This window comes from Arthrobacter sp. 92 (assembly GCF_050260325.1).
Taxonomy (GTDB): domain Bacteria; phylum Actinomycetota; class Actinomycetes; order Actinomycetales; family Micrococcaceae; genus Arthrobacter.
Map to the genome: position 1 here is coordinate 538,548 of NZ_CP189863.1, position 17,844 is coordinate 556,391.

A 17,844-nucleotide genomic window follows, 5' to 3' on the forward strand; every position below is an offset into this window, starting at 1 on the left:
TATGGGCAGTTCGAATATTCCACAGCTAAAGGCCGTCCTGTTTGACCGGGACGGCACTTTGGTCCACGACGTGCCATACAACGGTGACCCTGGAATGGTGCAGCCCATGCCGCACGCGCGGCAGGCGTTGAACTGGATACGGACCCGTGGTGTTGCCACCGGCGTGCTGACCAACCAGTCCGGGGTGGCCCGCGGCCTCCTGTCCCTGAGCCAGGTGGCTGACGTCAACACCAGGATCGATGAGCTGCTCGGCCCGTTTGACGTGTGGGAAATCTGTCCCCACGGGCCGGCGGAGGGTTGCGGTTGCCGCAAGCCGGCGCCGGGAATGATCCACAGCGCCTGCCGTCGGCTGGGCATCACCGCCGCCGAGGCCGCCTACATCGGGGACATCGGGGCCGACGTGGAAGCGGCCGAGGCCGCAGGAACGAGGGGAATCATTGTGCCCACGCCCGTGACCAGAACCGAGGAAGTGACGGCGGCTCGGGAAGTGGCGGCAGACCTTGCGGAGGCGGTCAGGCTCCTGCTGGCTCCGCCCGCTGCGGGGGAAGTCCGGTGACGCGGGTCCTGGTGGCGCGGTTGGACAGCGTCGGCGACGTCCTGCTCGCAGGTCCGGCCGTGCGGGCGGTGGCGAATGGACGCCGGTCCGACGGCGGCGTGTCCAACGACGTTGTCCTGCTATGCGGACCGCAGGGAGAATCAGCGGCGGCCCTTCTGCCAGGCGTCTCAGAGGTTTACAGCTGGGCCTGCCCCTGGATTATGAATCCCGCCCCCAAGGTGGAGGGTCCCCACCTTGACCAGCTCACTGACTTCGTCCGCGCTTCCAGGATTGTCGAAGCCGTGATTTTGACGTCCTTCCACCAGTCCCCGCTGCCGTTGGCCCTGCTACTGAGGCTCGCCGGAGTCAGCCGCATTACCGGAGCGTCCACGGATTACGCCGGAGCGCTGCTGGATGTGCGCCTGCGCCCCGGTGAGGACTTCGCCGAGGACCAGCCCGAAGCGGAACGGGCGCTGGGCATCGCCCGGGCGGCAGGGTTCAGCTTGCCTGCGGGGGACGACGGCAAACTGAGGGTGCGTGAACATCCCGACGTGCGGGAACTGGTGGGGGAGGAGCCCTACATCGTGGTGCACCCCGGCGCCTCGGCCCCCTCCCGGGCGTGGCCGCCGTTGCATCACGCCGCCGCCGTGGAGTTGCTGGAGGGTGCAGGCCACAGGGTGGTGGTCACCGGCGGACCGGACGAAACAGGTCTGACGGCGACGGTGGCCGGTCCGTCCGCGCTTGACCTGGGGGGCCACACCGATTTGCGCAGCCTGACCGGTGTGATCGCGGGGGCCAGGGCGCTGGTCACCGGGAACACCGGGCCGGCACACCTGGCTGCCGCCGTCGGCACTCCCGTGGCCTGCCTTTTCTCTCCGGTGGTTCCCGCCATCAGGTGGGCCCCCTACGGGGTGCGCCTCGAGCTCCTGGGTGACCAGAACGCACCCTGCAAACTCAGCCGTGCCCGGGAATGCCCGGTACCCGGGCACCCGTGCCTGAGCTCCGTGTCCCCCGAACAGGTGGTGGAAGCGGTGGAAAGGCTCATCAGCGGGGTGTCCTCGCTTTCAACCCGTCGAAAGGTGCGCCCGCTATGAGGATCTTGTTATGGCACGTGCACGGTTCTTGGACGGACGCCTTCGTCCGCGGGGGTCACGAATACCTTCTTCCGGTCCTTCCCGACAGGGGTCCCTGGGGGCTGGGCCGGGCCGGGCGGGACTGGCCGCCCACCGTCCAGGAGGTGAGTCTGGAAACCCTCGACGCGGACAGCGTGGACGCCGTGGTCCTGCAGAGACCCGAGGAACACGCCGAGGTGGCGCGGGCGCTGGGGCGGCGGCCCGGGGTGGACCTGCCCGCCATTTACCTCGAGCACAACACTCCCAAGGGGGATGTTCCCTTTACGAGGCATCCCTTCGCGGACCAGCACGCCATCCCGCTGGTCCATGTCACGCATTTCAACGATCTGTTTTGGGACAGCGGTTCCGCCCCCGTGGTGGTCATCGAACACGGCGTCCCGGACCCCGGCTACCTGTACACCGGGGAGGTTCCGGAATTGGGGATCGTGGTCAATGAGCCGGTCCGCCGGGGACGGGTCACCGGCACGGACCTGTTCGCCCGATTCGCGTCCGCGGCTCCGCTGCAGGTTTTCGGCATGGGCGGAGGTCAGCTGCCGGAGGGAACCGGGCTGGCGCCGTCGCGGCTCACTGTGCGGGGCGACCTTCAAACGTCCGAACTTCACCGCGAGTTGGCGCGCTGCAGGGTCTACCTCCATCCGCTCCGTTGGACTTCGCTGGGACTGGCCCTCTTGGAGGCCATGCACCTCGGCATGCCGGTTCTGGCGCTGGCCACCACGGAAGCCGTCCGGGCCGTTCCGCCGGAGGCCGGGGCGGTTTCCACCAGCGTCGATGAGCTGCTCCGCAGCGCGGACATCCTCATCAATGATCCCGAAGAGGCCCGCCGCAGGGGAAAGGCCGCCCGGCAGGCGGCCCTGGAACGCTACAGCCTGGGCGCCTTCCTGGCGGCCTGGGATTCGCTCCTTGACGATCTGCAGTTACGGCGGTTCCGTGTAGGACGCGTTCAGTGAGGATATCGATGGTTTCGGAACACGCCAGCCCGCTGGCCGCACTGGGCGGGGTGGACGCGGGCGGGCAAAACGTGCACGTGGCAGCGCTGTCCAGCGCCCTAACCCGGCGGGGCCACCACGTCACCGTGTACACACGGCGGGATGCCGCCAGCCTGCCGCCGCGGGTGAATATTATGCCCCGGCTCGAGGTGGTGCACATCGACGCCGGACCTGCCCGGCACGTTCCGAAGGACGATCTCCTGCCGTTCATGGGGAGCTTCGCGGACGGGATCGCACGGGACTGGGGGGACAGGCGCCCCGACCTGGTGCACGCACACTTCTGGATGTCCGGAGTCGCTGCCCTTGACGCCGCCCGCCGGGGCGGAGCCGCGCAGCGGGTGCCGGTGGTGCAGACATTTCACGCCCTGGGCACGGTGAAGCGCAGGCACCAGGGCGCTGAGGACACCAGCCCGCAGGAGCGCCAATGGCTGGAACCGTCCGTGGGCCGCGCCGTCGACCGCATCATCGCCACCTGCTCCGATGAGGTCTTTGAACTCAAGGCCCTGGGAATCGACACCAGCAAGGTGTCGATCGCGCCCTGCGGAGTGGACCTGCGGCTGTTCGCGGCCTCCGGCGGTTCGGAGGCCCGGCCCCGGACCCACCGCATCCTCTCCGTAGGCCGGCTGGTGCCACGGAAGGGGGTGGACCTGGTGATCAGGGCCCTGCCGCTGCTCAGGGAGGCGGGCTTCGAGGACGTTGAGCTGTTGATCGTGGGCGGGGGCGGCGACGCCGACGTGGCGGGCACCGACCCCGAGGCCCGCAGGCTCGCTCAACTTGCGGAGGAACTGGGGGTCCGGAACCAGGTCAACCTGCGCGGCCAGGTGCCCCGGGAAGCCATGCCGGGCATCCTGCGGAGCGCCGACGTGGTGGTGTGCACGCCGTGGTATGAGCCGTTCGGCATCGTTCCGCTCGAGGCGATGGCCTCCGGCGTTCCGGTGGTGGCCGCGGCCGTGGGCGGACTAACGGACACCGTGGTGGACCGGCGGACCGGACTGCACGTACCGCCCCGGGATCCGGCGGCCATTGCCGAGTCACTCGGCGAGCTGCTGGGTGACGACGGCCTCCGCGCCGAGCTGGGCCGTGCCGGTGAGCGACGGGCCCGCTCGCGCTATTCCTGGGACAGGATTGCTGCCGAAACCGAAAAGTCCTACCAGCAGACACTGGCGGTCCGCGCGGCATCCCGACGTCTGGAACCGGTGGAAGGAGCAGTCCTGTGACTACCGAATGGAGTTTGAGCGAAATGGAGCTTCCCACGCTCAGGCCTTTGGCTGGCGGCACCCGCGGGTCCGGTCCCATGCCCGGATCCGTGGATGCCTACCCTCCGGCAACCGCCCGCCCCGACTCCCTGGACGCGGTCCGGGAACATCTGGAATGTGTGCTCCCTGCCCTGACATCACTCCAGTCCCAGGCCTACCACCTGGCCGCCTGGGGTGAGGAACTGGCGCGGCGGATGCTGGGCGGGCACCGGCTGCTTGCCGCCGGGAACGGCGGGTCGGCCGCCGAGGCCCAGCACCTGACCGCCGAACTGGTGGGGAGGTTCGACGCCGAACGGGTCCCGTTCTCGGCAATCTCCTTGCACGCGGACACCTCGGCTGTCACCGCGATCGCCAACGACTATGGCTATGAGGAGGTCTTTGCCCGGCAGGTCCGGGCCCATGGGCGTTCGGGCGATGTCCTGGTGCTGCTGTCCACGAGCGGCAGGAGCCCCTACCTTCTACGGGCAGCCGAGGTTGCTGCCAGGCTCAACGTCACCACGTGGGCGCTCACGGGACGGACGCCCAATCCCTTGGCCTCAATCTGCGATGAGGCTGTGGCCATCGAGGCTGTTTCGGCGAACGCCCAGGAGGGCCATCTCATCGGCCTTCACGCGATGTGCCGGGCATTCGACGCGGAGGTTGCGAGGCGGTCACACACAGCCACCTCCGAAGGGATCCGGCAGCCATGAAGTTTTCGGTTGTGGGTGACGTGCTGCTTGACGTGGACCTCGACGGGGACGCCACGCGCCTGTGCCCGGACGCCCCGGTTCCGGTGGTGGACGTGGCAGAGGTGCGGCGCCGGGCCGGCGGCGCCGGGCTCGTCGCCTCCATGCTGGCTGGCGACGGTCACAGCGTCACGCTGGTGACCGTGCTGTCCGACGACGACTCCGCCTTGCACCTGGAACGGGCCCTGGACGCCGTCACCGTTGTGGCGGGACCGTCAGGTGCCCCCACCCCCGTGAAGACGCGGGTGCGGGCCGACGGGCACCCGGTGGTCCGTTTCGATGAGGGGTGCAAACCTCCGCCACTGCCGGAAGTCACCCCGGCCATGCTGCATGCTTTGGAACAATCCTCGGCCATCGTGGTTGCTGATTACGGACGGGGCCTGACCGCTAATACGGAACTGCGGGCCACGCTGGAAGCAATGGCGCGCCGGGTACCCGTGATCTGGGACCCCCATCCGGCCGGCACGGACCCTGTTCCCGGCGTCGCGGTGGTCACCCCGAACCTCGCCGAAGCCCGCACGCTGGTCTCCCGGTTGGAGTCCGGGGCGGACGCAACGCCGACGGCAGAGGAAGCGGCCAGGGCCCTGCAGCACCGGTGGAAAAGCAACGCCGTCCTCGTCACGATGGGCGAAAGGGGCGCCGTGCTGGTGCGCGGCGCCGGACGTCCGGCATTGCCCGTGCCGGCGCCGGCGGCCGTGGTCCAGGACTCCTGCGGCGCCGGGGACAGACTCGCAGCGAGCCTTGCCGTCCACCTCCTGGAGCGCCACAGCGTTGACGACGCGTCCGTACTGGCAGTGCGCGAAGCCGCGGCTTTCCTGGGCCGCGGCGGCGTTGCCACCCTCGCCTGCGAACCGGAGCCGGTGAAACTGCGCGGCCGGGACACGGACGCCCTGGCCCTGGCGCGGAACGTCCGCGAGGCGGGCGGTACGGTGGTGGCCACCGGCGGATGCTTCGACCTTCTCCACGCGGGCCACACCCGTGCGCTGGCAGCCGCCAGGAGCCTGGGCGACTGCCTGGTTGTGTGCCTGAACTCGGACCAGTCCGTCCGGCGGATCAAGGGGGAACAGCGGCCCATCATCAACCAGAGGGACAGGACAGAGCTTCTGCTGGCCCTCGAGTCCGTTGACGCCGTGCTGGTGTTCGAGGAGGACACCCCCGAGGCATGCCTGGACAAGCTGCGGCCGGACATCTGGGTCAAGGGCGGGGACTACGATGTCACGCGGTTGCCCGAGACAGCGCTCGTGGAGAGCTGGGGAGGACGATGCACAACAGTGCCGTTTCTTCCCGCCCACTCCACCTCGGACCTGGCCGATGCCCTCGCCAGGGTCAGCTGAGCATCCCCTCCCCGCCGGACCCCCAGGGTTTGAATCACCAAAGCGTCACCACACAAGTAAAACTGCGAGAGGAAAACCATGACTGAGGATACGTTCCAGGCCGGCAGGGTGCTCATCACCGGAGGAGCATCCGGGCTTGGCGCCGCCGTCGTCGATGCCGTCTTGAAAGCCGGCGGGACCCCGGTGGTGCTGGACCGCGACATCAGCAAGGTCTCGGCGGCAAAGGCCTACGAGGTGGACGTGGCCGACAGGCACGCCGTCAGCGAGGCGGTCCGCCAGGCGGCCGAGGCCCTCGGCGGCCTCGACGCCGTGGTGACCGCCGCCGGAATCGACCGCTGCGGCAAGCTTGAGGACGTGCGGGCCGATGACTGGGAGAGGGTGATTGGCGTCAACCTGTTGGGTACCGTTTCGGTGGTGCGGGCGGCCCTGCCCTACCTCAAGGCGTCCCGCGGCCGCGTGGTCACCGTGGCGTCCACGCTGGGCAAGCGGGCGCTGCCCGAGGCATCCGCGTACTGCGCCTCGAAGTTCGCCGTGGTGGGCTTCAGCCACGCGCTGGCCGCCGAGACGGGCGGTGAAATCGGGGTAACCACCATGATCCCGGGAGGCATGAAGACGCGGTTCTTCGATGACCGCGCGGAACAGTACAAGCCCCAGGATGACTCGCGGCTTAACGATCCGGCCAACGTGGCGCAGGCGATTCTCTTTGTGCTCTCACAGCCCCGGGGCTGTGAGGTGCGCGAGATGCTTATTTGCCATGAGGAAGAGGGCTCATGGCCCTGAGCGCGAGGACATCCTCGTAGACATCGTCGGCGCGCACGCCGGCCACCATTGAGTCATCGTGCGCGCAGCGCTCGGCCGTCCAGCCAACCTGGGTGAGGTCCACACCGCACTCAGGGCAGCGGGTCACCCACGAAAGGTGGACCCGGTGCAGGGTCCGGCCCAGCGCGCCGGCGTTGATCAGGTTCCCCACCCAATACACCCCCACGGTCGGCGTGCCCAGCGCCTGCGCCAGGTGCCGGGGGCCGCTGTCATTGCCCACCATGACGTCGCAGCGCGCCAGCAAGGCGGCCAAGGTTCCCAAATCCAGCCGTCCCGCCATTGAGCTGATGTTCCGGGGGCTGCCGGAGCCGGTGGCGCGGTCCACCACCTCGCTGGCCAGTTGCCCCTCACTGGCATCGCCCACCACCAGGACCTGGCAGCCATCGGCGGCGCAGGCCGCGGCCACTTCGCCAAAGCGGGCAACAGGCCAGCGACGGCGGGGGTCGGTGGCTCCGGGGTGAATCACCACCAGGCCGTTGCTGAGGGGGTCCACGAATTCCGCGGCCGCGGCCGCAAAACGCTCCAGCGGCCGCAGCCGCGCCTCCAGGTCCACGGGGGGAGCGCCGGCAAATCCCGCCACTTCCAGTCCACGCAGGGGCTCGTGCTGGTAGTAGACGTAGGGAACCGTCCGTTCCAGGGGCGCCGCGTCCGGAGTCCGGGTTCCAACAGTGTGGCGTGCGCCCAGCCCGAGGAGGAAGGGATTGGAATACCGGCCGCCGCCATGAAGCTGGACCGCCAGATCAAAACGCTCCCGCCGCAGGTCGGCGAAGAATGTCTCCAGGGCCTTCGGATCCTCAGGGCCAGGGCGCACGCCCTCGGCGAAGGGCAGAACGCGGACCGCCTCGAACGGGTTCAGCGTTCCGCTCACCAACTGCACGTGCACGGGTGTGCCCAACAGCGTCACCGCCGCCTGCGGATAAGCCGCCTTCAGCGCGGACACCGCGGGCAACGCGAACAGCAGGTCCCCCAGCCCACCGCCGCGAAGGACAGCGATCCGGGTCACGTCGTCGAACTTTTCCAGGAGCGGCCCAACTCCCGTTCCCAGAACGCGGGCACCGCCGAAATCTGCTCTCAGCTCCTCCACCGGGATTCCTTCCGCCGTCGTCGAGGTGATTCTTGGAGCCCCACCATACGGCTGTGCGGCCCACCGTGGCCAACGCCACGGCCTTCATGCCGCGGCAGCAAAATCTTCCCCGGCCAGCAGGTGTAAACGGGCCGCGCACGGGTACGGGACTGATCTAAGCAGGTCTTCGGGGCGGGTCGATTCCCGCCCCGGCAGGACTGGCCCCCAGAGGGCAGCCCGGGCCCCTAAACCGGAAGGAGCATCATGTCGGCGATCGTTCAGCGCAGCCGGAACAGCGCTATGGAAATGCTGAGCATTAGTGATCCCCGCACCGGTGAGCATGTGGGCGCCTTGCCGGAAGCAGCTCCGCTGGCGGTCCGGCGCGCGGTCAACGCCTCGCGGGCGGCCCAGCGGGACTGGTCCGCCACGCCCCCGGCCGGCAGGGGAGCGTGCCTCCGGGCGGCCGCCCGCGCCCTGACGGAGGCCGCACCGGAGCTGGCCGAGATGAACAGCCGGGAAACCGGACGCCCCGTCGAGGAGGCTCTCGCCGGCATCGCCGCGGGCGCCGCCACCTTGGAGCAGTACGCCGAACTGGGGCCGGTGCACCGGGGCCACAGCCTTCGCGGTGACTCCCTGGCCGCGGATTACACCGTCGCGGAGCCCCGGGGCGTCGCCGTTCTGCTGACGCCGTGGAACGATCCGGTGGCGGTGGCCTGCGGCTTGATCGGTGCTGCTCTCGTGACGGGCAACACCGTTCTTCACAAGCCCAGCGAACGCTGCCCGCACCTGGGCGTGATGCTGGGCGAGGTCCTGGCTCCGGCATTTCCCCCGGACGTGCTCATCACCGTCACAGGCGGGGCGGGTGTGGGAGCGCTGCTGACCGAGCAGTCCGGCGTGTCCGTGGTGGCCCATGTTGGGTCCAGCGCCGCCGGTCAAAGGATTGCCCGTGCCTCCACGCTGACCGGCGCGCACGTGATCCGCGAAAACGGCGGCAATGATCCGCTCCTGGTGGACGACGACGTCGACCCCGTTTGGGCAGCCCGGCAGGCAGCGCTGGGTGCCTTCAGCAACAGCGGCCAAATCTGCACATCCGTTGAGCGTATCTACGTCCACCGGTGCATCGCCGATTCCTTCTGCGCCGCCCTTGAACAGGAAGCGCGCCGCCGGAACCGGGACGGGGCAATGGCCCCGCTGGTGGACGTGGCGATGCGCGACGCAGTCCAGCGGCAGGTGGCGGAGGCCCTCCAGCTGGGGGCCCGTGCGGTTGAAGGAGGAGCCGTGCCGGACGGGCCGGGCGCCCACTATCCGGCCACCGTCCTCCTTGATTGCACGGCCGGCATGGACATCATGGTGGACGAAACCTTTGGCCCGGTGGCCCCCGTGCAAGTGGTGGACACCTTCGATGAAGGTCTCCGGCTCGCGGCCAGCGGGCGCTACGGCCTGGCCGCAACGGTCCTGACCGGACGGATCGGCCATGCCCAACAGGCCATCGCCGCGCTGCCGGTGGGCACCGTGAAAGTCAATGAGGTGTTTGGCGGGGCGCCGGGCGGCGCCGCGCAGCCGCGCGGCGAGAGCGGCAGCGGGTTTGGCTACGGGCCGGAATTGCTCAACGAGTTCACCCGCGTCAAGGTGGTCCACATCGCGGCTCCCCCGCTCGCCTCACCCGGCCCGACAGGAACCGCGGACGGGGATTTTGACGACGATGTGGAGGCCGCTCCCGACGACGGGGTTCCCGACGGCGGGCGGCCGAAGTCGTGAGCGGCCTCCAGCCGCCGGCAGACCAGGCGGCCCTGGCCGAGCAGCGCGGCCTGGCAGGATGGCTGCCCCGGCGCCTGGCCGCGGAGGCACCGTCCATCCTGGTCATTGGAGACGTGATGCTGGATGGCTGGTGGAGCGGCTCCATCGACAGGCTGTGCCGGGAGGCGCCAGCACCCGTGGTGGAAATCAACCGTCGTGATGCTGCCCCCGGCGGGGCGGCCAACACAGCCATGAACCTGGCGGCACTGGGTGCCCGGGTGACCCTGGCCGGCCTCATCGGCTGCGACGACGCGGGAGCCGCGCTCAAACGGCAGCTGCGCGCGGCCGGGGTGAACGTGAGTGACCTGCAGGAACATCCGGGCATGGTCACCACCACCAAGACCCGGGTCAGCAGCGGCGGCCAAGTGCTCCTTCGCCTTGATGATGTGGCACGCGAAATTCCCCCGGATGCCCTCGAAGCGCTCGCTGCATCCGTTCCTTCCCTGCTCCAGGGCCAGGACGCCGTGGTGGTCTGCGATTACGGCGCAGGGGCCCTCCATGGGCCCGTCGGGACTTCCCTGCTGGAGGTGCTGGCGCGGCGCCCTGCCGCCCTCCTGACGGTGGTGGATGCCCACGATCCGCGCCCGTGGGCTCCGCTGAGACCCGACATCGCCACCCCCAACGCGCTGGAGGCTGCCCGGATGCTGGATGTGCGGCTGCCAGAGGGGAGTCAACGTGCGGCCGTAGTAGCGGAACACCGCGACCGGCTGGTCCGCGCCACCGGGGCCCGCTCGGTGGTGGTGACCCTGGACAGGGACGGCACCGTCCTGCTTCCTGCCGCCGGCAATATCCACAGAACCTGGGCCCGGCCCGCAACCGAGAAACAGGCCTCCGGCGCCGGGGACACCTTCGTGGCTGCCCTCACCCTGGCCCGGGCGGCCGCCCTTCCTCTGACCACCAGCCTTGACCTCGCCCAGGCGGCGGCGGACGTGGTGGTCCACTATCCCGGAACCTCGGTATGCAGCACGGCCGAGCTCAGCCGTTACCTCGAGAGTTTTGCGGACACCGCCGTCGATGCCGGGGAACTGGTCCGCCATGTCCAGGCGCACCGCAGCGAAGGCCAGCGGATCGTCCTCACCAATGGCTGCTTCGACGTCCTGCACAGGGGACATACCCGCTACCTCAACCAGGCCAAGCAGTTGGGCGACATCCTGGTGGTGGCGCTGAACAGCGACGATTCCGTGCGCCGCCTGAAGGGACCGGAGCGGCCCATCAACACCGTGGGTGACCGGGCAGCAGTGATCGCCGCGCTCAGCTGCGTGGACTATGTCACGGTGTTCGACACGCCTACCCCTATCCCCCTGATCGAAGCACTCCAGCCGGAGATCTACGCCAAGGGCGGCGACTACACCCCGGAGATGCTGGCCGAAACCGAGGCCGTGGAACGCTATGGCGGCTCCGTGACCATCCTGGACTACGTGGCGGAACTATCCACCTCCGCAGTCGTTCGCCGCATTCGCAACGGCGAGGGCGCCGCCGTCGGCGAGTCCTGAGGCCACGCAGTTCAACTAGGGTTGGAGCATGAGCAACGCGGTGGCCGGCTAATGGCGCGGAAAGGCCGGACGGCCGGCAGGAACGCTGAGGGTTCGACGCCGGGAGTGGTGGAAGTGCCGAAGGGAACCCGCCCGGAGGGCCCCGTTGAGGGCGTCTATTACATCGACACAGGTGACTGCGAACTGATCGCGGACCAGGACAACTCCACCGGGTGGCTCTTGCGGATCAACGGCGTGATGAGCTCGCACATCGATCTTGCGGACCCGCTGTTCCTGGATTTTGAGTACATGCGCTGGATGTCCGCACTCGTGGAATCCCGCTGGCCCAGGGAAGCCCGGCCCAAGCTGCGGGCCCTCCACCTTGGCGGCGGGGCCTGCTCCCTGGCCCGCTACTTCCACTCGGCCTACCCGGATGCCAGGCAGGTTGTGGTGGAGCTGGACGGCAAGCTCGCCGAATACGTCCGCGGCTGGTTCGATCTGCCTAAGGCCCCGCTGCTGCGGTTGCGGGTAGGGGAGGCCCGGGAGGTCACCGAAACCCTGACACCGCAGACCCGCGATGTGATCATCAGGGACGTGTTTGCCGGCGCACTGACTCCCCGGCCGCTGACCACCCTGGAATTCAATGAACATGTCCGGCGGGTCCTGGCCCCGGGCGGTCTCTACGTGGTGAACTCCGGCGACGCCCCCGATCTGAAGAACGCCCGCGAGGACGCGGCCACCATTGCCGCGGCATTCGAGCACACCATGATTATTGCCGATCCGGCCATGCTCAAGGGCCGGCGCTACGGAAACATGGTGATGGCTGGCAGCGACCAGCCGTTCGGCGAGGATCCCCAGCTGGCGCGCAGGCTGCTGGGCGGCGGGGTGCCCGCCCACATCTGGGACGACGCCAAAGTGCGGAATTTCGCCCAAGGGGCCCCGGTCCGCCACGACCCGGTCTGACGCGCGGGGGCCGCGCGGTGGCCAAGCGGTGGTCAAGCGGTGGTCAATCCGCGCGGGGCCGTGCGGGTTCAGCCGGGAAGTCCGGCCCCGGCAATAATGTCCCCGGCAATGGCATGCAGCCGGGTGTCGGTGGCGCGTGCCGCCAGATGCAGCAGTTCCATCGCCTCGTCCCTGCTGCACTTGTTCTGAGCCATGATCAGCGACACGGCGGCGTCGATCACCGCCCTCGATTTCAGCGCGGTCCGAAGGTGTTCCGGATAGATTTCCGGAGGATGGACCAGCATCGCCAGCCGCAGGATCCGTGAGATGGAAGCCGCATGTTCCGTCACAGCGGCTATGGTGGCGTCATCAAAAGTCTCCAACGAACGCGCATAGCAGTTCAGCGCGGCAGCCGAGCCCGAATCGGTGGCGATCGGCACAGCAAGGATGGACCGGATCCCTTGCCCCGAAACCGCGGAGGCATAGTGTTCCCAGCGGTCATCCGCTGCCAGGTCGGCCACCAGGACCGGATGCTGCTCACGCAGCGCCGTCAGGCACGGACCGTCGTCGAAGGCATACTGTTTCTCGTCCATCCGCCGGGCTTCCTCCCCGCTGCTGGCCACCGTTGCCGGGCCGCCCTGGCGTTCGACGGTGATGGCGCACAGCATCGGTTCGGAACCGCCCAGGCGGGAGGCCGAAACAGTGGCTAGGCCAAGAAGGAATTCGGTGAAGCCCGGACTCTCTAACAACAAATCCTGGAGCTGTTCCATGGTGGGGGCATCGCCGGTGCCGGGAGCCATAACGGCCTCGATCCTTTGAAGTAACCGGCCCCGTAGGAGCCGGTACGGCGGTTGTGGACTCTAAATCGCCCGCAACCCGGATGTTCGACGCACACAGACCACCTAAGGCTCTCCGACATCTCCTGTCTCTGACACTACGCTCGCGGCAACGCGGAACATAGGGGTGCCAGCGGGGGACACTCTGGTGCCACGGGTGCGCGTGGCGGCCAGGAGGGCGCCGTGCCCCCCGTGACTCCCTGTCTGGCTTAACCCCGCCCCAGGAGCGCCTCGCGGTATGCGGCGGTCTGGTCCTGCAGGGCCTGGACCACGGCCGCCACGGCCGGCCTGCGCATCGAATCGGGCCGCAGCACCATCCAATAGGGGAGCCGCTCAGAGAACTCCGCAGGCAGCAGCCTGACCAGATCCTGGTGGAGGTCCCCCATAAAGCACGGCAGGAAGCCGATTCCCGCTCCCGCCCGGGTGGCCTCCACATGGACAAACACGTTGGTCGAGCTCAGCCCGTCGCGCATTGCGGGGACCAGGCGTCGCGGGGCGTCGAGATCGTCCACCTGAAGCATGGAATCCACAAAGTAGACCAGTGGATGCTCGGTGAGTTCCTCCACCGTGGCGGGAGTTCCGTTCTCCTCGAGATAGGACCGCGAGGCGTACATGCCCAGCACGTATTCGCCTAGCCGGGCGGCCTGCGCGCGGTGCACCTGCGGTTCGCCCACCACCACCTCGATGTCCAGGCCGGACCGTTGCTGCAGGGCCCGCCTGGTGACAGTGACGATCTCCACGCTCAGGCCAGGATGCTTCCGGCGCAGGGCCGCCACGGCAGGAGCGGCGATGTAGGCGCTGAAGCCGTCGGTCGCGGTCATCCGGACCACGCCGGTGATGGGATCCGGCGTCTGCCCCGGCTGACCCAGACTGCGGACGGCCCGCTCCACCTCTTCGGCCACCAGCACGGCCTCGGCGCCCAGCTCCGTCAGCTCCCAGCCGCCAGCCGCGCGGGACAGCAACCGGCCCCCCAGGGTCTTTTCCAACGCGGCTATCCTGCGCGAAACCGTGGTGTGGTTCAGCCCCAAAGCCTGCGCCGCCGTCGTGAACTTCGCGGAGCGTGAGACGGCCAGGAGGATCAGCAGGTCATCAGGGTTAGTGTTCATATCTGCAATTCTGCACACACCTCGTGCCGTTTTGGCCATTGAAACACAAACTTTGTGCGGCAATACTCATTTGGAGCCATTTCAGAGTGCTGTGGATCACGGCACGTGTCAATGTGGACACTAAGGAGAACCATATGAGCGTCAGTCAACGCTCTGCATCAACCCCCGCCGCCCCCGCACCCAAGGGCGCCGGTCTCAAGAAAATCGTTGCCGCCTCGATGGTCGGCACTGTCGTGGAGTGGTACGAATTCTTCCTCTATGCCACCGCGGCCACCCTCGTGTTTGGAAAGTACTTCTTCCCCCCGACGGGAAACGACCTTGACGGAATCATCCAGGCGTTCCTGACCTACGCCGTCGGCTTTGTGGCCCGCCCGCTCGGCGGCATCGTCTTCGGCCAGATCGGCGACAAGCTGGGCCGCAAGCCCACCCTGCAGCTGACTATCGTCATCATCGGTGTTTCCACGTTCCTGATGGGTTGCCTCCCCGGCTTCGCCAGCCTCGGTTACTGGGCGCCGGCACTGCTGGTCATACTCCGGTTCGTTCAGGGCTTCGCCCTGGGCGGCGAGTGGGGTGGGGCTGTGCTCCTCGTCGCGGAGCACAGCCCCAACAAGAGCCGCGCCTTCTGGTCCAGCTGGCCCCAGGCTGCCGTCCCGGTGGGCAACCTGCTGGCGACCCTCGTCCTGTACATCATGTCCAACGTCCTCAGCAGCGCCGACTTCCTTGGGTGGGGCTGGCGCGTGGCGTTCTGGCTCTCCGCCGTGATCGTGTTCGTCGGCTACTACATCCGCACGCACGTTTCCGAGGCTCCGATTTTCCTGGAAGCCAAGGCCCAGCTGGAGGAGAGCCAGGCCGTCAGCTACGGCGTCGGCGAAGTGATCCGGAAGTACCCCAAGGGCATCCTGCAATCGATGGGCCTCCGCTTCGCGGAAAACATCATGTACTACCTCGTGGTCAGCTTCTCCATCGTCTACCTCAAGAGCGTGCACAAGTACGACACGTCCTCGCTCCTGCTGGCGCTGCTGATCGCGCACCTGACGCACTTCCTGATCATTCCGCAGATCGGACGCCTCGTGGACAGCTGGGGCCGCAAGCCCGTCTATCTGATCGGCGCCATCACCGGCGCCACCTGGCCGTTCTTCGCGTTCCCCATGTTCGACACCCGGAACCCGGCGATCATTGTTCTGGCCGTAACGATCGGGCTCTGCCTCCACGGGTTCATGTACGCGGGCCAGCCCGCCATCATGTCAGAGCTCTTCCCCACCCGGATGCGCTACGCCGGGGTGTCGCTGGGCTCCCAGGTCACCTCAATCTTCGCAGGATCGCTGGCCCCGCTGCTGGCCACGCAGTGGCTCAAGGACACCGGCTCCTGGCTGCCGACGGCGATCTACCTGGTGGTGGCCTGTGTGATCACCACGGTTGCCGTGCTCACCCTGAAGGAAACCAAGGGCATCGCCCTTGAGGATGTGGACCGTGCCGACGCCGAGCGCGAGGGTCTGGTACCCGCGGCCGCTCACTGAGCTGATTGATCTGCTTGTGTATTGAGCTGCGTGGGATCCGGCCGGCTCCTGCCCCCGCTGGAGCCGGCCGCCTCGTAGAATCTTTGAAAGGGAAGGCTGAGTTATGGAAAGCACTTTGAACGGACGCAAAGCATTGGTCACCGGCGGAGCCGGTGGAATCGGCGCGGCCAGCGTGCGTGCGCTGGCGGCACGCGGTGCCAAGGTAGTGATCGCGGATGTTGATGCAGCCGCTGCGGCAGCCCTCGCGGAGGAGGTGGGCGGCACCGCCTGGACGGTGGACCTGCTCGACGTCGACGCCCTCGCTGCCCTGAGCCTCGACGTCGACATCCTGGTCAACAATGCCGGGATCCAGCGCATCAGCCCCATCGAGGAGTTCGACCCAGCGGACTTCCGCCGCATCATCACGCTGATGCTGGAGGCCCCGTTCCTGCTGGTCCGGGCGGCGCTCCCGCACATGTACGCCAACGGCTTCGGCCGGATCATCAACTTGTCCTCGGTGCACGGGCTGCGTGCCTCGCCCTTCAAGAGTGCCTACGTTTCCGCCAAACACGGCCTGGAAGGGCTGAGCAAGGTGACGGCGCTTGAAGGCGGCCCCCACGGGGTCACGTCCAACTGCATCAATCCCGGATACGTCCGGACCCCGCTGGTGGAAAGCCAGATCGCCGACCAAGCCAAGGTGCACGGCATTCCGGAATCCGAGGTGCTGGCGAAGATCATGCTGACCGAGTCAGCCATCAAGCGGCTGGTGGAACCGGAAGAGGTGGCCTCGCTGGTCGCGTGGCTCGCCTCGAACGACGCCGGCATGGTCACCGGCGCCAGCTACACCATGGACGGCGGCTGGTCGGCGCGGTAGGGGTGTCGCGTCCCTGTCGCCTGCCGGCGCCTGGCGGCGGGTGTTGCCCGCTTGGCCGATGCTCGTCGGCGGCCGGTGCTGCTGGCTCGGCGGCCCTTGCCTAGTCGGGTGTCCTGACCTGACGGTAATCGTAGTAGACGATGCCCGGGACGAAGTCGGGATGGCCCTCGCAGGCGGTCCGCAAGCCGAGGACGGGTCCGCGGATCACTGTGATCGTCCCCACCTGACGGCCGTTGAACGGATCGTCACCCAACACCACGTCGCCCACCTTGTAGGGGACCGTCGCGGCCCGCACCTGTTCTGCGGTGCGGGCCAGCATTATTGCCAGGCGGTTCCCGCCACGTCGGTGCGGGAGCCGGGGGACTGGTAGATCCTTCATCAACCTCACTCCTTGCAGCTTCTTGACGGGCAGCACTCCGCGCCGCTCCGGAGCTGGGAACACGCGTCTGGTAGGTACGGGCAAGGGTGTCCGGATTGCGCCTGGTGATCAACCTAGGCGCAAACCCCGTACGTAGCACGCGTAACTTCCACCCCTTCTCTCCCGGCGCACACTCGATGTCCGGTGCTCCACTACCTGCGTGACTTCGCTCCTGCGGAGGGCAGGTGGCAAACGAGTGGCAGGGCCCCAAAGACAGGTAGAACCCACCCGTGCGGGGGCCTGGCCGCGGTCCTATGCTCGTTCCGACAGGTCTCGGAATCGCCAGGAGCCCCGAGCTGCCCGCTCGTCCCGCAGGGCGTTCGGCAGCGGACCGGCCTGCTCTAACCCGATCGGGGGAGCTGTGAAAAATCCGTCATCGAAGCGACTGGTCCCGGTGGGGGTCGGCGTCGCCACCCTCGTCCTGATCGCCATCGTGGTAGGCGTCGCCCAGATCCCTTCGGGAAACAGGACGGCGGCAGGCGGAACGGTTTCTGCACCCGCGCAGCAATCCAGTTCCGCGCAGTCCAGCTCCGCCCGGCAATCCAACTCCCCATCCGCCATTCCTGAGACATCCCAGGCTGCCGCCCCGGGTCCGGCCACCACTGCCCCGCAGCTACCGCCCTCAACATCAGCGGCTCCGGGGCCCGGCGCTTCGGCCAAGCCGTCCGGCAACGCTGCCCCGGCGCCCGGCGCCACCCAGACGGCCCATGCGGCGCCTTCTGCGGTTGCACCGCCCGCAGCGCCTGCGCCGGAAACCGCCGACGCCCAGACTGTGCAGCGCGTCAGGACGAGTTGCACCAACCGCATGCAGAGCGACGCCGCGAGTTCGGGCGTGGTGACCGGCACCGCGGTGGGCCGGCCGTACACCTTGGTTTCCCTCGAATTCGCCGGAGTCCCGGAGCGGTCCTCTGCCAAGGCGGGGCTGGCGTCCTATGACGTCGTGGTGCGGGTCACCACCAAGCTCCTGGACGGGCCCGTCCAGGCGAACCAGCGGGTGTGCAGGGTCTACGACTACGACTCGCACGTGGACTGGTTGCCCGTAGGCTAGGCCT

General features: G+C 68.2%; 17 protein-coding genes. 13 read left to right on the forward strand and 4 right to left on the reverse strand.

The genetic code is table 11. From position 1 onward, the window contains the following. The first annotated feature begins 1 nt into the window (after position 1). The 7 genes from ACP4XC_RS02505 to ACP4XC_RS02535 all read left to right on the forward strand — a co-directional run bounded on the left by ACP4XC_RS02505 (position 2) and on the right by ACP4XC_RS02535 (position 6,749). Positions 2–556, forward strand: a complete 555-nt coding sequence (locus ACP4XC_RS02505) for a D-glycero-alpha-D-manno-heptose-1,7-bisphosphate 7-phosphatase (RefSeq protein ID WP_427173323.1) — start codon at positions 2–4, stop codon at positions 554–556. Continuing rightward, the gene (locus tag ACP4XC_RS02510) at positions 553–1,629 is read left to right on the forward strand and encodes a glycosyltransferase family 9 protein (RefSeq protein ID WP_427173324.1); all 1,077 of its coding nucleotides are present in this window, start codon (positions 553–555) and stop codon (positions 1,627–1,629) included. The genes ACP4XC_RS02505 and ACP4XC_RS02510 overlap by 4 nt, the downstream gene beginning before the upstream one ends. Next, positions 1,626–2,615, forward strand: a complete 990-nt coding sequence (locus tag ACP4XC_RS02515) for a glycosyltransferase (protein ID WP_427173325.1) — start codon at positions 1,626–1,628, stop codon at positions 2,613–2,615. Before ACP4XC_RS02510 ends, ACP4XC_RS02515 begins: the two co-directional genes overlap by 4 nt. Then, complete coding sequence (locus tag ACP4XC_RS02520; RefSeq protein WP_427173326.1) at positions 2,612–3,871, forward strand: glycosyltransferase; 1,260 nt, start codon at positions 2,612–2,614, stop codon at positions 3,869–3,871. Before ACP4XC_RS02515 ends, ACP4XC_RS02520 begins: the two co-directional genes overlap by 4 nt. Then, positions 3,868–4,599 (forward strand): D-sedoheptulose-7-phosphate isomerase, encoded by a 732-nt coding sequence (locus ACP4XC_RS02525; RefSeq protein ID WP_427173327.1) that lies wholly within the window; start codon positions 3,868–3,870, stop codon positions 4,597–4,599. The genes ACP4XC_RS02520 and ACP4XC_RS02525 overlap by 4 nt, the downstream gene beginning before the upstream one ends. Further along, a complete protein-coding gene (locus tag ACP4XC_RS02530) occupies positions 4,596–5,969 on the forward strand; it encodes a PfkB family carbohydrate kinase (RefSeq protein WP_427173328.1) in 1,374 nt (457 codons plus the stop codon). Before ACP4XC_RS02525 ends, ACP4XC_RS02530 begins: the two co-directional genes overlap by 4 nt. Before the next feature lie 78 nt (positions 5,970–6,047). Further along, positions 6,048–6,749 carry an SDR family oxidoreductase gene (locus tag ACP4XC_RS02535; RefSeq protein ID WP_427173329.1) on the forward strand — a complete coding sequence of 234 codons (702 nt, stop codon included), beginning with the start codon at positions 6,048–6,050 and terminating at the stop codon, positions 6,747–6,749. On the opposite strand, the gene ACP4XC_RS02540 is transcribed toward ACP4XC_RS02535, so the two are convergent. Continuing rightward, complete coding sequence (locus ACP4XC_RS02540) at positions 6,715–7,872, reverse strand: glycosyltransferase family 9 protein (protein ID WP_427173330.1); 1,158 nt, start codon at positions 7,870–7,872, stop codon at positions 6,715–6,717. The genes ACP4XC_RS02535 and ACP4XC_RS02540 overlap by 35 nt on opposite strands. 243 nt (positions 7,873–8,115) lie before the next feature. Between ACP4XC_RS02540 and ACP4XC_RS02545 the strand changes: the two genes are divergently transcribed. Genes ACP4XC_RS02545 through ACP4XC_RS02555 form a run of 3 tightly spaced genes read left to right on the forward strand, consistent with a single transcriptional unit; the run spans position 8,116 to position 12,083 of the window. Beyond that, positions 8,116–9,609: an aldehyde dehydrogenase family protein gene (locus ACP4XC_RS02545; RefSeq protein ID WP_427173331.1), complete on the forward strand. Its 1,494-nt coding sequence runs from the start codon at positions 8,116–8,118 to the stop codon at positions 9,607–9,609. Next, complete coding sequence (rfaE2, locus tag ACP4XC_RS02550) at positions 9,606–11,141, forward strand: D-glycero-beta-D-manno-heptose 1-phosphate adenylyltransferase (RefSeq protein WP_427173332.1); 1,536 nt, start codon at positions 9,606–9,608, stop codon at positions 11,139–11,141. The genes ACP4XC_RS02545 and rfaE2 overlap by 4 nt, the downstream gene beginning before the upstream one ends. A 51-nt stretch (positions 11,142–11,192) precedes the next feature. Next, positions 11,193–12,083 (forward strand): spermidine synthase, encoded by an 891-nt coding sequence (locus tag ACP4XC_RS02555; RefSeq protein ID WP_427173333.1) that lies wholly within the window; start codon positions 11,193–11,195, stop codon positions 12,081–12,083. Positions 12,084–12,151: 68 nt separating this feature from the next. Here ACP4XC_RS02555 and ACP4XC_RS02560 read toward each other — a convergent pair whose 3' ends face one another. Continuing rightward, entirely contained in the window at positions 12,152–12,862 is a 711-nt protein-coding gene (locus tag ACP4XC_RS02560) for a GAF and ANTAR domain-containing protein (RefSeq protein WP_427173334.1), read from the reverse strand. 245 nt (positions 12,863–13,107) lie between these two features. Next, the gene (locus tag ACP4XC_RS02565; RefSeq protein ID WP_427173335.1) at positions 13,108–14,004 is read right to left on the reverse strand and encodes a LysR family transcriptional regulator; all 897 of its coding nucleotides are present in this window, start codon (positions 14,002–14,004) and stop codon (positions 13,108–13,110) included. A gap of 134 nt (positions 14,005–14,138) precedes the next feature. Here ACP4XC_RS02565 and ACP4XC_RS02570 point away from each other — a divergent pair, with 134 nt between their 5' ends. Together ACP4XC_RS02570 and ACP4XC_RS02575 are read left to right on the forward strand one after the other, a co-directional pair. Further along, positions 14,139–15,521 (forward strand): MFS transporter, encoded by a 1,383-nt coding sequence (locus ACP4XC_RS02570; protein ID WP_427173336.1) that lies wholly within the window; start codon positions 14,139–14,141, stop codon positions 15,519–15,521. A gap of 103 nt (positions 15,522–15,624) precedes the next feature. Continuing rightward, entirely contained in the window at positions 15,625–16,374 is a 750-nt protein-coding gene (locus ACP4XC_RS02575) for a 3-hydroxybutyrate dehydrogenase (RefSeq protein ID WP_427173337.1), read from the forward strand. A gap of 100 nt (positions 16,375–16,474) precedes the next feature. Here ACP4XC_RS02575 and ACP4XC_RS02580 read toward each other — a convergent pair whose 3' ends face one another. Continuing rightward, complete coding sequence (locus tag ACP4XC_RS02580; RefSeq protein WP_427173338.1) at positions 16,475–16,753, reverse strand: hypothetical protein; 279 nt, start codon at positions 16,751–16,753, stop codon at positions 16,475–16,477. Between the two features lie 400 nt (positions 16,754–17,153). Between ACP4XC_RS02580 and ACP4XC_RS02585 the strand changes: the two genes are divergently transcribed. Next, on the forward strand, positions 17,154–17,840 hold the full coding sequence (locus tag ACP4XC_RS02585) for a hypothetical protein (protein ID WP_427173339.1): 687 nt from the start codon (positions 17,154–17,156) through the stop codon (positions 17,838–17,840). Positions 17,841–17,844: the final 4 nt, after the last annotated feature.

Coding starts and splice junctions, on each gene's coding strand:
- ACP4XC_RS02505 (WP_427173323.1), top strand. CDS start 2: ATGGGCAGTTCGAATATTCCACAGCTAAAGGCCGTCCTGTTTGACCGG.
- ACP4XC_RS02515 (WP_427173325.1), top strand. CDS start 1,626: ATGAGGATCTTGTTATGGCACGTGCACGGTTCTTGGACGGACGCCTTC.
- ACP4XC_RS02530 (WP_427173328.1), top strand. CDS start 4,596: ATGAAGTTTTCGGTTGTGGGTGACGTGCTGCTTGACGTGGACCTCGAC.
- ACP4XC_RS02535 (WP_427173329.1), top strand. CDS start 6,048: ATGACTGAGGATACGTTCCAGGCCGGCAGGGTGCTCATCACCGGAGGA.
- ACP4XC_RS02545 (WP_427173331.1), top strand. CDS start 8,116: ATGTCGGCGATCGTTCAGCGCAGCCGGAACAGCGCTATGGAAATGCTG.
- ACP4XC_RS02555 (WP_427173333.1), top strand. CDS start 11,193: ATGGCGCGGAAAGGCCGGACGGCCGGCAGGAACGCTGAGGGTTCGACG.
- ACP4XC_RS02560 (WP_427173334.1), bottom strand. CDS start 12,862: ATGGCTCCCGGCACCGGCGATGCCCCCACCATGGAACAGCTCCAGGAT.
- ACP4XC_RS02565 (WP_427173335.1), bottom strand. CDS start 14,004: ATGAACACTAACCCTGATGACCTGCTGATCCTCCTGGCCGTCTCACGC.
- ACP4XC_RS02570 (WP_427173336.1), top strand. CDS start 14,139: ATGAGCGTCAGTCAACGCTCTGCATCAACCCCCGCCGCCCCCGCACCC.
- ACP4XC_RS02575 (WP_427173337.1), top strand. CDS start 15,625: ATGGAAAGCACTTTGAACGGACGCAAAGCATTGGTCACCGGCGGAGCC.
- ACP4XC_RS02580 (WP_427173338.1), bottom strand. CDS start 16,753: ATGAAGGATCTACCAGTCCCCCGGCTCCCGCACCGACGTGGCGGGAAC.